Source organism: Tsukamurella sp. 8F (assembly GCF_029167375.1).
Taxonomy (GTDB): domain Bacteria; phylum Actinomycetota; class Actinomycetes; order Mycobacteriales; family Mycobacteriaceae; genus Tsukamurella.
On the sequence record NZ_JARFTP010000039.1, the window covers coordinates 1 to 14,606 of the forward strand.

Consider the following 14,606-nt stretch of genomic DNA (forward strand, 5'->3'; position numbering starts at 1 on the left):
CGAGACGGGCGGACTCGGCCGAGGTCTCGGCCGAGCGGGCTCCCCGGAGGCCTAGCGCGGTCGCGGACACGGCCGCCCTACGCAGAGCACCGGAGTTCGCGAAGCGCTTGGCACCGTCCACCACGAGCGCTCCCACCACACCGCTGACCACGACCGCGCCGGCCCTCCGCAGGGAACGTTGTGCGTCGTCGGGCTTGCTCATGGATCGTCCTCTCGTCATGCGGTCCGCTTACCGGCAGTGGATATCATTATGCATACAGAGCCTGCGCCGCGCCCCGGCTGCGCCGATCAGGCGCCCACCCAATCCCGCAGACGTGCGGTCTCCGCTCGTACGGCATCCAGTTGGCGAGCGACGGCCGTCCCGGCGGTGCCACCCCGCGCCGAGCGCGAGGCGACGGAGCCCGCCACGGTCAGAACGCCGCGCACGGCAGGGGTGAGCGACGGGTGCACCGCGGCGAACTCCGCGTCGGTGAGCTCGTCGAGCCCCACGCCGCGGGCCTCCGCCCGGCGGACGCACTCGCCCGCCGCCTCGTGCGCGACCCGGAACGGCACGCCCTGGCGCACCATCCACTCGGCGATGTCCGTCGCGAGGGTGTATCCGGCCGGTGCCAGAGCGGCCATCCGCTCTGGGTGGAACGTCAGCGTCGCGGTGAGGCCCGCAACGGCCGGGAGCAGCAGACGCAGCTGCTCGACCGAATCGAACACGGGCTCCTTGTCCTCCTGCAGGTCCCTGTTGTACGCGAGCGGCTGTGCCTTGAGGGTGGCGAGCAGACCGGATACGTTGCCGATCAGGCGGCCGGCCTTGCCCCGGGAGAGTTCCGCTACGTCGGGATTCTTCTTCTGCGGCATGATCGAGCTGCCGGTGGACCACGCGTCCGCGAGCGTCACGTAGCCGAATTCCGCGGTGCTCCATAGGATCACGTCCTCGGACCAGCGAGAGAGATCCACCCCGATCATCGCCAGCACGAACGCAGCCTCGGCCGCGAAGTCGCGACTCGCGGTCGCGTCGAGAGAGTTGTCGGCGGCGGAATCGAAGCCGAGGTCCGCCGCGATGGCATCGGGGTCTAGCCCCAGCGAAGACCCTGCCAGCGCCCCGGACCCGTACGGGGACACCGCAAGCCGCCTATCGAGGTCCGCGAGACGCGCGACGTCGCGCAACAGCGGATGGGTATAGGCGAGCAGGTGGTGCGCCAGCAGGATCGGCTGCGCGGCCTGCAGGTGCGTCTTACCAGGCATGACCACATCGGGGTTCTCCTGCGCCTGCGCCACAAGCGAATCCACCACGTCCAACACACCGGACGCCACCAGCCGAACGGCGTCACGCAGCCACATCCGGAACAGGGTGGCGACCTGGTCGTTGCGCGAGCGGCCCGCGCGCAGACGGCCGCCCACATCGGCGCCTGCGCGCTCGATGAGTCCACGCTCGAGGGCCCCGTGCACGTCCTCGTCGGATCCGGACGGGGCGAAGGCACCCGACGCCACATCGGCCGCCAGGCGGTCGAGCGCCTCTAGCATCTCTGTCAGAGCCTCGTCGGAGAGCAGGCCGGCCCGGTGCAGTACCCGCGCATGCGCCTGCGACGCACGGACGTCGTAGGGCGCCAGCGCCCAGTCGAAATGGGTCGACCTGCTCAGATCCGCCATCGCCTCGGCAGGGCCGGACGCGAACCGCCCACCCCACAGGCTGCCCTCGTTGGTTCCATGCTTGTCGCTCACGAAAGGTCCTATTCGTCGTCGAAATCGGTTATGCCAGTGCGGCGATCTGCTCGGCGAGCTGTTGCCCAGTGGTGGGTTCGCGCGCCACCACGAACACGGTGTCGTCGCCGGCGACGGTGCCGACCACCTCGGGTAGCGCGGCCCGGTCCAGTGCGCTGGCGAGGAAGTTCGCGGCGCCCGGCGGGGTGCGCAGGACGCAGATGTTGCCACTGTGGTCGGTCGAGACGAGCAGGTCGCCCAGCAACCGGGACAGGCGCTCGGTGCCGCCCGAAACGCCGCGTACCGGCGATCCGTCCTCGGGCACCACGTATACACCCGCGCCGCCGTCGGGTGCTCGCAGCTTGACGGCCCCCAACTCGTCGAGGTCCCGCGACAGCGTGGCCTGCGTGGCCTCGAAGCCGTGCCGCAGCAGCAGCGCCTGCAGTTCCGCCTGACTGCGTACCTGGTGATTGGCGAGGACGGTCACGATGGCCGCCTGCCGGCCCGCCCGCGTGGCCGCGGGCAGGTCGCCGGTCGTCATCAGTGCTCCAGGAGCCAGGTCAGCAGCGCCTTCTGCGCGTGCAACCGGTTCTCGGCCTCGTCGAACACCACGGACTGCGGACCGTCGATCACCTCGTCGGTGATCTCCTCGCCGCGGTGTGCTGGAAGGCAGTGCAGCACAATGGCATCCGGATCTGCATGCGCCAGGAGTTCGGCGCCCACCTGATACGGCAGGAACGGTCCCTTCCGGTCCAGCCCGTCGTCCTCCTGCCCCATCGACACCCACGTGTCGGTGACCACGACGTCGACCCCTGCGACGGCGAGTACCGGATCGGAGATCAGGCTTATCTCGGCGCCCGTCTCCTTCGCCCGGGCGCGGGCCGCCTCGACGAACCGCGCTTCGGGCGCGAAGCCCTCGGGTGCGCTGATCGTGACGTCCATACCGGCGGTGGCGCCGCCCAGCATGTAGCTGTGCGCCATGTTGTTCGCGCCGTCGCCGAGATACGTCAGCTTCAGGCCACCCAGCGAGTTCGTTCCCGGTGCGCCCTTGCGCTCGGCGATCGTCTGCAGATCCGCGAGGATCTGGCACGGGTGGAAGTCGTCCGACAGGGCGTTGACCACGGGCACGGAGCCGTATTCCGCCATCTCCTCCAGTCCGGCCTGGGCATAGGTGCGCCACACGATGGCGTCGACGAAGCGCGAGAGCACGCGAGCGGTGTCCGCGAGGGACTCGTCGCGCCCCATCTGCGTCGATTTGGCGTCGACGACCACGGCATGCCCGCCCAGTTGCGCGATGCCGACGTCGAAGCTGAACCGCGTGCGCGTCGAGTTCTTGTCGAATACGACCGCTACGCCCTTCGGGCCCTCCAGAGGCCGGCGCGAGAACGGAGCGGCCTTGAGTTCCGCGGCCAGTGCGAGGACCTCGGCCTGTTCGGCCGGAGTCAGATCGTCGTCGCGAAGGAAGTGGCGGGTCATCTAGGACTCCTGTGCTGCAGTGAGAACGGCGGGCAGGTCCGCCAGGAAGCCGTCTGCCTGCGCGTCGGTGAGGACCAGCGGAGGCGCGAGCCGAACCACATCGGGCTGCGCCGCGTTGACCAGGTACCCGGCGTCGCGCGCCGCGGTCTCGACCTGCTTGGCCCGTGCGTCGGTCAGCGTGATTCCGAGGAGCATTCCCTGCCCGCGCACACCGGACACGAGCGGGTGCCCCATCGCCTCGATCGTGGTGGCGATGTGCTTCCCGAGCGATGCAGCGCGTTCGGCGAGGCCCTCGGCCTCGATCACGTCGAGCACGGCGTTGGCGGCGGCCGCGCTCACGGGATTACCGCCGAACGTCGTGCCGTGCTGGCCCGGCGTGAGCAGCGCGCCCGCCTCCCCCACTGCGACGGTGGCCCCGATCGGCAGCCCGCCGCCGAGGCCCTTCGCGAGCGTGAACACGTCGGGCACTATGCCGGTCTGCTGGAACGCGAACATGGTGCCCGTACGGGCTATTCCGGTCTGGATCTCGTCCAACACCAGAAGCGCCCCGGCCTCCGAAGCAGCGGCGCGGGCCTCCGCGAGGTAGCCGGCCGGCGGGGTGACGACGCCCCCCTCGCCGATGACGGGCTCGAGGAAGACCGCGGCCACATCCGGGGCGGACGAAGCGCCGTCCACGCGCGCTGCGCCCAGCGCTTCGCGCAGTGCATCGGCGTCGCCGTAGGGGACGTGCGTGACCGTCTCGATCAGCGGCTCGAACGGCTCCCGCTTACCGGGCTGACCGGTGAGGGCGAGCGAGCCCATGGTGCGTCCGTGGAAGGAGTTCTCGGCGGCTATCATCCGCGTGCGGCCGGTGCGCCGGCCGATCTTGATCGCCGCCTCGTTGGCCTCCGCGCCGCTGTTCGAGAAGAACACACGCGTGCCCGGTACGCCCACCATGTCGACCAGGCGCTCGGCGAGACGCACGGCCGGCTCGGCGACGTACAGATTCGACACATGGCCGAGTGTGGACACCTGGCGTGTGACCGCCTCGACGACCGCCGGGTGCGCGTGGCCGAGGATGTTGACCGCGATCCCGGCCAGCAGGTCGACGTAGCGCTTCCCGTCCGCGTCGACGACCTCGGCGCCCGAGCCCGAGACCAGGGCGAGCGGCGGCGTGCCGTACGTGTCCATGAGCGCGCCGGACCACCGGTCCAACAGATTCTTGTTCTGCGTCATCTCTCAGTCCTCGGGCGCGGGCGGGGTGACCATGGTTCCGATGCCCTCCGAGGTGAAGACCTCGAGCAGGACCGAGTGCGGCACGCGGCCGTCGACGACGTGCGCGGTGGGGACGCCGCCCGTCACCGCACGTAGGCACGCCTCCATCTTGGGGACCATCCCGGAGTCGAGGCTCGGCAACAGCGCGGTGAGGGAGTCCGTGTCGATCTCGCTCGCGAGCGACGTCCGATCCGGCCAGTCGGTGTAGAGACCTTCGATGTCGGTGAGGACGATGAGCTTCTCCGCGCCCAGCGCTTCCGCGAGTGCCGCGGCGGCGGTATCCGCGTTGATGTTGTGCACCACCCCGTCGGCATCGGGCGCGATGGTCGACACGACGGGGATGCGCCCGGCTTGGATGAGGTCGAGCACAGCATGCGGCTGGACCGTCGTCACGTCGCCGACGAGGCCGATATCGGTCTCCTCGCCGTCCACCAACACGTTGCGCCGCGTAGCGGTGAACAGGTGCGCGTCCTCCCCGGACATGCCGACGGCGTACGGGCCGTGCGAGTTGATCAGGCCGACGAGCTCGCGACCCACCTGCCCGAACAGGACCATGCGCACTACGTCCATCACCTCGGGAGTGGTGACGCGGAAACCGCCCTTGAACTCGCCCTCCACACCGAGTCGAGCGAGCATCGACGAGATCTGCGGACCGCCACCGTGCACCACGACGGGCTTGATACCGCAGGTTCGCAGGAACACCATGTCCTGCGCGAAGGCCGACTTGAGCGCGCTGTCGATCATCGCGTTCCCGCCGTACTTCACGACGACCGTCTTGCCGTGGAAACGCTGCAGCCACGGCAGGGCCTCGGCGAGTATGCCCGCCTTCTCGGGCGGCGTCAGGACATGTGCCGCCGCAAGTGCGTTCGGGTCGTCGGGCGCACCGAGCGCGGGCGCGTTGCTCTCGGGCACCGGTCCGAGCGATTCACCCCCCGGATCGTTGTGGTGATGGTGCCCGGTCACATCCATCGGCCCTGTCATGACGAGTACGCCGAATTCTCTTCGACGTAGGCGTGCGACAGATCCGTCGTGCGGATCGCCGCGCTGCCGGCGCCCTGCGCCAGATCCACCGTCAGGAGGATCTCCGGCCCTGAAAGGTCCACATCTCGTGCTCCGGCCACTCCGGTTCCCTTCTCACACACTGGCTGTCCGTTGAACGACACCGCGATGGTGCCCGGGTCCAACGCGATCGGCGCGATGCCGACCGCAGCCAGGACCCGGCCCCAGTTGGGGTCGGAGCCGAACAGCGCCGTCTTCACCAGGTTGTCCCGCGCGATCGCCCGCGCGGCGATGAGCGCCTCGTCCTCGGACGCCGCGCCGGTGACCTCGATGGTCACCCGCTTGGTGACGCCCTCGGCGTCGGATTGCATCTGCGCCGCGAGGTCGTCGCACACCGCGCGGACCGCGGCGTTCAATTCCTCTTGCGTGCAGGTCTTCTCGCTCGCCCCGTTCGCCAGGAGCAGGACGGTGTCATTAGTGGACGTCGCGCCGTCCACGTCGAGCCGATCGAACGTGTACTTCGCGGCGTACCGGAGAGCCTCGTCGAGTTGCTTCGCCGTCGCGACCACGTCGGTCGTCACCACGGACAGCATCGTCGCGAGCGACGGCGCGATCATCCCGGCGCCCTTTACCATGCCGCCTACGTTCCATCCGGAATCATGATGCAGTGCAACCTCTTTGGCGACAGTGTCCGTGGTCATGATCGCATGTGCAGCGTCGGTCCCACCGGACATCCCGCCACCCATGTCATGCACGAGTTCGACGATGCCGCCGAGCAGCTTGTCCATCGGCAGCCGGTCACCGATGAGGCCCGTGGAGCACACGGCCACCTCGATGGCACCCGTCTCCGTTCCCCACTCGGAGAGGGTCTCGGCGACCTTCTCGGCGGTCGCGTGCGCGTCCTGGAAACCGCCTGGGCCGGTACACGCGTTAGCGCCGCCCGAGTTGAGGACGACTGCGCGCAATCGCCCCGTCGCCAGGACCTCCCGGCTCCATAGGACGGGTGCCGCCTTCACCTTGTTCGCGGTGAAGACGCCGGCCGCCGCGTAGCCCGGGCCTTCGTTGAACACCAGCGCGAGGTCGGGCCTCCCGCTCGCCTTGATACCCGCGGCGATCCCCGCGGCCTTGAAGCCGAGCGGGGCGGTCACGCCCTGGTTCCGGACGAGGCGGTACCCGCCCGCGGTGGTGTCGGTCGCGGTACCGAGGCTCGCATCGGTCACGGTGCGACTCCTACAGTGCTCAGGCCGGCGGTTTCGGGCAGCCCGAGCGCCAGGTTCATCGACTGGACGGCCGCGCCACCCGTGCCCTTGGTCAGGTTGTCGACGGCGGCGGTCGCGACCAGGCGGCCGGCCAGCTCGTCGACCTCCACCTGCACGTGCACCGCGTTGGAGCCGATCACCGACGACGTCTGGGGCTGCTTCCCGGCCGGCAGTAGATACACGAACGGCTCATCGGCGTAAGCCTTCTCGTAGATGCCCCGAATCGTGTCGACGTCGGTGGTCGTGTCGGCGGTAACGGTGGCGAGGATGCCACGCGCGGCCGGAACCAGGACCGGAGTGAAGCTGACACTCACGGGCTCTCCGGCGACCGCCGAGAGGTTCTGGATCATCTCCGGCGTATGCCGGTGTGCGCCGCCTACGCCGTACGCGCGGATCGAGCCGAGGACCTCGGACGCGAGCAGATCCACCTTCGCGGCCCGCCCAGCGCCGGACGTGCCGCTCATCGCTACCACCGACACGCGCGGCGCAACGACTCCCGCCGCGACCGCGGGCATCGCGGCGAGGGTGGTCACCGTCGGGTAACAACCGGGGACGGCGATGCGCGCCGCGCCTTTCAGGACCTCACGGTTACCCGGTAGCTCGGGCAGGCCGTAGGGCCAGGTCCCGGCATGTCCGCTCTTGTACCACCGCTCCCAGTCGTCCGCGCTCTGCAGCCGGTGGTCCGCGCCGCAGTCGATGATGAGCGTCGACGGCGGCAGCGCGTCCGCGATCTCGGCCGACTTACCATGCGGGAGGCCCAGGAAGACCACGTCGTGGCCGCGCAGGATCTCCGGCGCCGTGTCGTCGAGTACGCGGTCCGCCAGCGGGAGCAGATGCGGGTGATGCTCGAACAGGGGCGAACCCGCACTCGAACCGGCGGTCAGCGCACCGATCTCGAGCTCACCCGACTGGTACGCGGGATGGCCGAGCAACAGCCGTAGGATCTCTCCCCCGGCGTATCCGCTCGCGCCCGCGACGGCGACGGAAATAGTCATGCGATGATTATGCACCACTCTGCAAGTCTATTCACAACCCGGTATCAACACCGTCCCGAATCTACCGCTCGGGACCGAGGAGGAGCACCGCGAGAGGTTCTCGGTGACCTATCAGCGATCGTTCAGCGCACTCCTGGCGGTCGTCGGCACGCTGGGAATCCGTAACGCCGCACGCCTGGAACGCGAAGGACACAGCATGTACCCGACACAACCGCTCACGGCACAGCCCCGGAACACCGCGCCCGGCCTGCGCGGGATGGTCGCACGCGCCCTCGACGGTGTCGCGCCTCGCGTCCCGGACCGCCAGGTCCTGGTCAAGATGGGGTGTGGGCGTCCCAGCCTCGTCGGTGACCGCCACAATCAGGTCGCCTGGACGTACCACATCTGACGATCCCGACCCGACTCAGCGCACCACCTCCACGGCGACGCCGGGAGCGAATCGGTAAGGCTGCGCGGCGATCAGCCCCGACAGCGAACGGCGGAGGCGGGAGATCTCGGCACGTACGGTGACGACACGCGCGGCGTCCCCGAACAGCGCTTCGGCGAGCTGCGCGGCGGAACGCCCGGCACCGTCGGCGGCGATCAGCGAGAGGATCTGCGCGTGCCGCGGCGTAGGGGTGTAGCGCCAGGCGCCGGCCGCTCCGGACACCATCACCTCCGGGGAGCGTCCCGGCCTCAGGTCGAGCACCACCCGCGAGGTGTCCGTTCCGTGCCCGCCGGCCGACTCGCGGTCCGGCTGCAGCAGCCACCCGCCCGGTAGTGGATCGACACTGCAGACCCCCAGTTCGGGCAGCCAGATCGTGGGCCCCGTCACGGCGTCAGGCAGTGTCACACGACTGCGCGGCGCGAGATCCCCCACGGCCGCGACCCAACCGTCGGCGTCGACGGCGACGCCGGGGCGCCCAAGGCCGGCGAGCATCGGCGCGGCAACGGTGCGCAGCCGGTCCAGCCCCGCGAGGTGCGCCTCCCGCAGCCGCGATTCGGCGAGCCGGGCGACGGTGGCGACCAGGGCCAGCGTCGTGGGGTTGACCGTCGACGCGGCTCCGCTCACATCGACGACACCGAGCAGCCGGCCCGTCCGGTGATCACGGATCGGGGCCGCCGCGCACGTCCACGGGTGCTGGCTACGCGCGAAGTGTTCGGCCGAGAACGTCTGCACCGCACCGCGAGACGCGAGCGCGGTGCCGATGGCGTTGGTACCCACGTCCTCCTCGGCCCACGCGGCGCCCTCCACGAAGCCGAGATCATCCGCCTGCCGCAGGACCGCCGAGGGACCGGCACGCCACAGGATGCGTCCCTCCGCATCGGCGACCACCAGGATGCTGGAGCCGCCCTCGGTGAGCGGGGCCAGTCCTTCGGTGAAGTCCTCGATCATCGCCGCCAGCCCGGATTCCCGCCGCAGCCGCGGCACCTCCGCCGAGTGGACCGCGGGGCCCGCGGCATCGTCGGGCCGCAGCCCCGCGGCACGTACCCGCTCCCACGAGTCGCCGATCACCTCTCGCGGGCGCGCCGGCGGCCGCTCGCCCGACATCGTGGCGTCGTAGACCTGGGCCAGGAGGCGGGCATACTGCCGCGGGTCCTCGCCGAATGCCACCGCGGGCTCCACTGTGATCCGAGTCATCCCCGTCGATTGTGCTCCTCGCGCCCGCTCCACGGTGCGGGTTCCGCCACCGGTCATCGCGACGGGTCGACGAGGACCTTCATCTTCTCGCCGCGGTGCAGCGCCTCGAATCCCCCGTCGACGACGTCACCGAGCGCTATGGCCTCGACCCATCCTGTGGTGTCGTACCCGCCGTCGGCCATCAGAGCGATGACCGCCTCGAAATCGGAGCCGGTGTAGCAGAGCGAGCCCTGGATGCGGCTCTCGTGCATGACCAGCTGCAGCAGCTGAGCCTCGAGGGGCCTCTCGTAGATCGCGACGGCCACGGTGGGTCTGCGCGCACCCACCGACGAGATCGCGGTGTCGACGGCGGCGGCGACCCCGGCCGCGTCGAAGGCCGCATCCGCCATGGCTCCTGAAGTCTCGTCGGCGACCAACTCCGCGACGTCGACGGTGGTGGGGTCGACGGTGCGTGCCCCGAGCCGCTCGACGGCCGCGCGCCTCGTCTCCGAGGGCTCGACGATGAGCGTCTTCTCTATCCCCTGCCCACGCAGCGCCTGGAAGACGCCGATGCCGATCGGCCCGGCCCCGAAAACGAGCGCCGTGTCGCCCGGATGCAGGTCGGCGAGCGTCGTCGCGTGATAGGCGACGGACATGGGCTCGACCAGGGCCCCGAGTTCGAGCGAGACCGAGTCCGGCAGGCGGTGAAGCATGTAGTCGGGCACCGTCGTGAACCGTGCCATGCCGCCGTCCGACATGAGCCCGTGGAAACCGATCTTCTGGCAGATGTTGTAGTGCCCCGCCCGACACGGCGCGCATTCGCCGCAGCGGTACACGGGTTCGATGGCGACACGGTCGCCCTCGGACCAGCCCGCGACCCCGGCGCCGAGATCGCGGACGGTGCCCGAGAACTCGTGCCCCATCACCAGCGGCATGGCCTTGCCCGTGAGGGGATGCGGTTCGCCGTCGGGCACGAAGATCGGACCCGCGAAGTACTCGTGGAGATCCGTACCGCAGATTCCGTTGAACCCGACCTCGACGAGTACCTCGCCCGGTCCGGGTGACGGGACCGGGACCTCGTCGACGCTCAGGGAGCGCGGTCCTCGGTAGACCGCGGCGTGCATGGTTGCCATGTCGGCTCCTTCCTTTCGTCCGGTGTATGTGATGCCCGACACATGCGACAGGGTTGCAGTCCGTTGCAGGGGCGCCTGCGCGCAGCAACCCCACGCAACTCTTGCCGCACCCGTCCGCACGAGCGTGTGGTGTGAGTCACAAGACGACACATCCGGCAACGAAGGAGCACATCGACATGACCGCAACGTTGGAGCCGACCGCCCGGGCGAGCGCACAGCAGAGGGTGGACGCGTGGCTCGCGAGCTTCGAGGCGGCGCTGAGGGCCCGGGACATCGAGGCCGCGGCCGGTCTGTTCGGCACAGAGAGCTTCTGGCGTGACCTGGTCGCGTTCACCTGGAACCTCAAGACCGTCGAGGGCAGCGCAGGCGTCGCGCACATGCTTACCGCGCGGCTCGACGACACCGACCCGTCGGGGTTCGCGACGTCCGAACCGGCCACCGAGGAGGGCGGCGTGGTGAACGCCTTCATCGAGTTCGAGACTCGTACCGGGCGCGGCAAGGGCCATCTCCGCATTCGCGACGACGGTGCCGGCGACAGGGCGTGGACGCTGCTCACGACCCTGCGCGAACTCAAGGGCCACGAGGAGAACCAGGGGCCGAGCCGCCCACTGGGGGCGGTGCACGGGCCGCACAACGCGGCACCCACATGGGCGGAGCGCCGGGCGCAGGAAGAGGCCGAACTGGGACGTACCGTTCAGCCGTACGCGCTGGTGATCGGCGGCGGCCAGGGCGGCATCGCCCTCGGCGCGCGGCTACGCCAGCTCGGCGTCCCGGCCCTCGTCGTCGACAAGCACGCGCGCGCCGGCGACCAGTGGCGCGGGCGCTACAAGTCGCTGTGCCTGCACGACCCGGTCTGGTACGACCACCTGCCGTATCTGCCGTTCCCAAAGAACTGGCCCGTTTTCGCGCCCAAGGACAAGATCGGCGACTGGCTCGAGATGTACACGCGTGTCATGGAGGTGCCCTACTGGTCGAAGACCGAATGCACCGACGCCACCTACGACGACGCTCAGGGCGAATGGACGGTGCAGGTGGTCAAGGACGGCGAGGAGCTGACCCTGCATCCGAAGCAGCTGGTGCTCGCTACCGGCATGTCGGGCAAGCCCAACGTCCCTCACTTCGACGGCATGGACCTCTTCCGCGGCGAGCAGCACCACTCGTCGCAGCACCCGGGACCCGATGCGTACCGCGGCAAGAAGGTGGTAGTGATCGGCGCCAACAACTCCTCGCACGACATCTGTAAGGCGTTGTACGAGAACGACGTCGACGTGACGATGGTGCAGCGATCATCGACCCACATCGTGCGGTCCGGCTCGCTGATGGAGTACGGGCTCGGCGATCTGTACAGCGAGCGCGCTCTGGAAGCCGGCGTCACCACCGATAAGGCCGACCTGATCTTCGCGTCGCTCCCCTACCGGATCATGAACCAGTTCCAGAAGCCGATCTACGACAAGATCCGCGAGGTCGACGCCGACTACTACGCCGACCTGGAGAAGGCCGGCTTCGATCTGGATTTCGGAGACGACGACTCGGGTCTGTTCATGAAGTACCTGCGGCGCGGGTCGGGCTACTACATCGACGTCGGTGCGTCCGAACTGGTCGCCGACGGGTCTATCAAGCTGGCACACGGCGACGTCGATCACCTCACCGAGGGCTCCGTCGTGCTGGAGGACGGCACCGAACTTCCGGCCGATCTCGTGGTCTACGCGACCGGCTACGGCTCGATGAACGGATGGGCCGCCGACCTGATGGGCCAGGAGACCGCCGACCGGCTGGGCAAGTGCTGGGGCCTCGGCTCCGAGACCGCCAAGGACCCCGGCCCGTGGGAAGGCGAGCAGCGCAACATGTGGAAACCGACCCGCGTCGAGAACCTCTGGATGATGGGCGGCAACCTGCACCAGTCGCGCCACTACTCGCTATACCTGGCGCTACAGCTCAAAGCGAGGTACGAGGGTCTCGACACCCCGGTGTACGAACTGGCCGAGGTGCACCATCTGAGCTAGCCGTCGTGCAACGGCCCGACCGCGACGAGCGCAGCCGACGGATCAGCGCTGACAGGGCGGACATCCGGCCGCTCCCGAGTCCGGCCGGCCGTCGGCTGGCCGGACTCGGGAGGGAAAGCCGACCAGGATCAGTACGCGACGTACGAGGTCCACGGCTCCGACGACACCACGGCACCATCGGGCGCGAGGATCTCGAGACGGTCCGGACGGACGTGGTACGCGTAGCCGTTGTTGAAGGCGTGGTAACCGCCGCTTGCGTAGCGTGCACCGTCGATCGTCACCGTCGCCCCGGTGGACTTCGCCTCGCCCTGGTACTGGTAGTCGATCGAGTAGGGGCGATGGCACACCACCACCTTGGACTGCGCCGACTCCGCCTTGACCGTCAGAGATCCGACGCTGCAGGTCGGGCCGCCGGGGAATCCACCTCCCTGGCTGGGAGCCGCTGCAACCGGTCCCGAGCTCAGCGCAGCCGCTCCAGCGACCACGAGGGCTAGCGCTACGGTCTTCCCGATCGTGCCGAATCCGTTCCGCATACATCCACTCCTCATCTGTCTCGGCTTGTGCGGCACCGCTTCTCGACCACTGCTCGCTATGTCGTCGGCGCGGTCGAAAGTGTTACAGACAAACGATGATCCCGTCCGCAGCAGCGGCCGGTCAGGCCGTCTGCTGATAGGCCGGGTAGTCGACGTAGCCGCTCGCGCCGCCGGTGTAGAAGGTGGCGGGGTCGGCCTCTGCCAACGGCAGGCGTCGGCGGAGGCGCTCCACCAGATCGGGGTTGGCCAGATAGGCGCGGCCGAAGCTGACGAGGTCGGCGCCCAGGCCGAGCCAGTGTTCGGCGGAATCGCGATTGGTGGGTACGGGGCCGTAGGCCTCGCCGCCGCGTTCCAGCCACGTACTCGGATTGACCATGAACGTGCCTTCCCAGCGCCTGCGCAGGTCCAGCACGGTGGCTTCGTCGGTGGTGACCTCGAGGTGCACATACGCCAATCCGAGGCGATTCAGCTCGGTGAGCAGTGCGCCGTACAGGGCGGGCACGTCCTCCTCCACCACATCCCAGAGACCGGCGCCCGGCGAGAGCCGGATGCCCGTCCGGTCCGCGCCGATCGCATCGGCTGTCGCCTCTGCAGCCTCGACGGCGAAGCGGATCCGGCCCGCGATCGATCCGCCGTAGGAGTCCGTGCGCAGGTTCGCGTTCGAGGAGAGGAACTGCCCGATCAGGTAGCCGTTGGCGCCGTGCAGCTCGACGCCGTCGAAGCCTGCGTCGATCGCACGAATCGCCGCCTGGGCGTACGACCTCGCCTGCTCCGGAATCTCGGAGATCTCCAAGGCGCGAGGCACGGGCGCGGGCCGCGGACCGACCGGGGTGAACACGGTGGCGTTCGCCGCGACGGCCGAGGGACCCACGGGCTGGAGCCCGCTGGTGGATTCGTGGCTTATCCGTCCGGCGTGCATGAGCTGGGCGAAGATCCGGCCGCCGCCCCCGTGGACCGCGTCCGTGACCGGTTTCCACGACGCGGCCTCCTCCTCGGTGCGCAGTCCCGCCGCCCCGGGGTTGCCGGAGCCGACCCGATTGGGCGCCGTGCCGTCACTGATGATGAGGCCGGCGGTGGCGCGCTGCCCGAAGTACGTCGCCATCTGCTCCGTCGCGAAGCCCTCGGCGGTGCCGCGGATACGGGACATGGGAGCCATCACGGCCCGGTTCGGGAGCGTGAGACGGCCGAGTCGGTGTGTGTCGAAGAGTGAAGTGGTCATGTCTCGACGCTAAGACCTACCATTGACGTCAGAGGCAAGAAGATGTGAGCCGGATCATGGAGGTGGCTCGTGAGGATCGGCAGGCTGGCGGAACGCACCGGGGCGAGCGTTCGATCGCTGCGCTACTACGAGGAGCAAGGGCTGCTGCGGGCAGAGAGGAGCGCATCGGGTCAGCGGACGTACACCGAGGACGCCATCGATCGGGTCGAGCTCCTCAAACAGCTCTACACGGCGGGACTCACCAGCCGCGTGATCGCCGAGCTACTGCCGTGCGTCCACTCGCCCAGCATCGAGAACAACGACGATGCGTTCGCCCGGTTGGTGGACGAGCGTCGGCGATTGGAGGCCCACATCGAGGACCTCGAGGGCACTCTCCACGCCCTCGACCAGGTGATCGCCGCCAACCGGCGGTGGCGTTCGACCGCCGCCTCATGAAGCCTGCC

At 69.3% G+C, this 14,606-nt stretch carries 14 protein-coding genes and 2 pseudogenes; 3 read left to right on the top strand and 13 right to left on the bottom strand.

Annotated elements, in window-relative coordinates; genetic code table 11:
* The 9 genes and pseudogenes from P0W64_RS20160 to argC form a co-directional block, all read right to left on the bottom strand.
* A pseudogene (locus P0W64_RS20160) lies at positions 1-85 on the bottom strand (DUF1490 family protein); the annotation flags it as partial.
* Positions 62-220 (bottom strand): annotated as a pseudogene (locus P0W64_RS20165) (hypothetical protein); the annotation flags it as partial. The pseudogenes P0W64_RS20160 and P0W64_RS20165, both read right to left, overlap by 24 nt.
* Before the next feature lie 68 nt (positions 221-288).
* Positions 289-1,713: an argininosuccinate lyase gene (argH, locus tag P0W64_RS20170; RefSeq protein ID WP_275481970.1), complete on the bottom strand. Its 1,425-nt coding sequence runs from the start codon at positions 1,711-1,713 to the stop codon at positions 289-291.
* Between the two features lie 28 nt (positions 1,714-1,741).
* On the bottom strand, positions 1,742-2,233 hold the full coding sequence (locus tag P0W64_RS20175; RefSeq protein WP_275481971.1) for an arginine repressor: 492 nt from the start codon (positions 2,231-2,233) through the stop codon (positions 1,742-1,744).
* Positions 2,233-3,168, bottom strand: coding sequence for an ornithine carbamoyltransferase (argF, locus tag P0W64_RS20180; RefSeq protein ID WP_275481972.1), 936 nt, complete (start codon positions 3,166-3,168; stop codon positions 2,233-2,235). Before argF ends, P0W64_RS20175 begins: the two co-directional genes overlap by 1 nt.
* Positions 3,169-4,383, bottom strand: a complete 1,215-nt coding sequence (locus P0W64_RS20185) for an acetylornithine transaminase (RefSeq protein WP_275481973.1) — start codon at positions 4,381-4,383, stop codon at positions 3,169-3,171.
* A 3-nt stretch (positions 4,384-4,386) separates the two neighbouring features.
* Positions 4,387-5,403: an acetylglutamate kinase gene (gene argB / locus P0W64_RS20190; RefSeq protein WP_275481974.1), complete on the bottom strand. Its 1,017-nt coding sequence runs from the start codon at positions 5,401-5,403 to the stop codon at positions 4,387-4,389.
* Positions 5,400-6,641, bottom strand: coding sequence for a bifunctional glutamate N-acetyltransferase/amino-acid acetyltransferase ArgJ (gene argJ / locus P0W64_RS20195; RefSeq protein ID WP_275481975.1), 1,242 nt, complete (start codon positions 6,639-6,641; stop codon positions 5,400-5,402). The genes argB and argJ overlap by 4 nt, the downstream gene beginning before the upstream one ends.
* The gene (argC, locus tag P0W64_RS20200; protein ID WP_275481976.1) at positions 6,638-7,675 is read right to left on the bottom strand and encodes an N-acetyl-gamma-glutamyl-phosphate reductase; all 1,038 of its coding nucleotides are present in this window, start codon (positions 7,673-7,675) and stop codon (positions 6,638-6,640) included. The genes argJ and argC overlap by 4 nt, the downstream gene beginning before the upstream one ends.
* Positions 7,676-7,778: 103 nt before the next feature.
* Between argC and P0W64_RS20205 the strand changes: the two genes are divergently transcribed.
* Positions 7,779-8,063, top strand: coding sequence for a hypothetical protein (locus tag P0W64_RS20205; RefSeq protein WP_275481977.1), 285 nt, complete (start codon positions 7,779-7,781; stop codon positions 8,061-8,063).
* A 15-nt stretch (positions 8,064-8,078) separates the two neighbouring features.
* Here the strand turns inward: P0W64_RS20205 and P0W64_RS20210 are convergent, their stop codons facing one another.
* The gene (locus P0W64_RS20210) at positions 8,079-9,296 is read right to left on the bottom strand and encodes a GAF domain-containing protein (protein WP_275481978.1); all 1,218 of its coding nucleotides are present in this window, start codon (positions 9,294-9,296) and stop codon (positions 8,079-8,081) included.
* A 53-nt stretch (positions 9,297-9,349) separates the two neighbouring features.
* Complete coding sequence (locus tag P0W64_RS20215; RefSeq protein WP_275482004.1) at positions 9,350-10,399, bottom strand: 2,3-butanediol dehydrogenase; 1,050 nt, start codon at positions 10,397-10,399, stop codon at positions 9,350-9,352.
* Positions 10,400-10,584: 185 nt separating this feature from the next.
* Here P0W64_RS20215 and P0W64_RS20220 point away from each other — a divergent pair, with 185 nt between their 5' ends.
* On the top strand, positions 10,585-12,411 hold the full coding sequence (locus P0W64_RS20220; protein ID WP_275481979.1) for an NAD(P)/FAD-dependent oxidoreductase: 1,827 nt from the start codon (positions 10,585-10,587) through the stop codon (positions 12,409-12,411).
* Positions 12,412-12,539: 128 nt separating this feature from the next.
* Here the strand turns inward: P0W64_RS20220 and P0W64_RS20225 are convergent, their stop codons facing one another.
* Both P0W64_RS20225 and P0W64_RS20230 read right to left on the bottom strand, forming a co-directional pair.
* The gene (locus P0W64_RS20225) at positions 12,540-12,944 is read right to left on the bottom strand and encodes a hypothetical protein (RefSeq protein WP_275481980.1); all 405 of its coding nucleotides are present in this window, start codon (positions 12,942-12,944) and stop codon (positions 12,540-12,542) included.
* Between the two features lie 121 nt (positions 12,945-13,065).
* Positions 13,066-14,163 (bottom strand): alkene reductase, encoded by a 1,098-nt coding sequence (locus P0W64_RS20230; RefSeq protein WP_275481981.1) that lies wholly within the window; start codon positions 14,161-14,163, stop codon positions 13,066-13,068.
* 69 nt (positions 14,164-14,232) lie between these two features.
* Between P0W64_RS20230 and P0W64_RS20235 the strand changes: the two genes are divergently transcribed.
* Complete coding sequence (locus P0W64_RS20235; protein WP_275481982.1) at positions 14,233-14,598, top strand: MerR family transcriptional regulator; 366 nt, start codon at positions 14,233-14,235, stop codon at positions 14,596-14,598.
* Positions 14,599-14,606 lie beyond the last annotated feature (8 nt).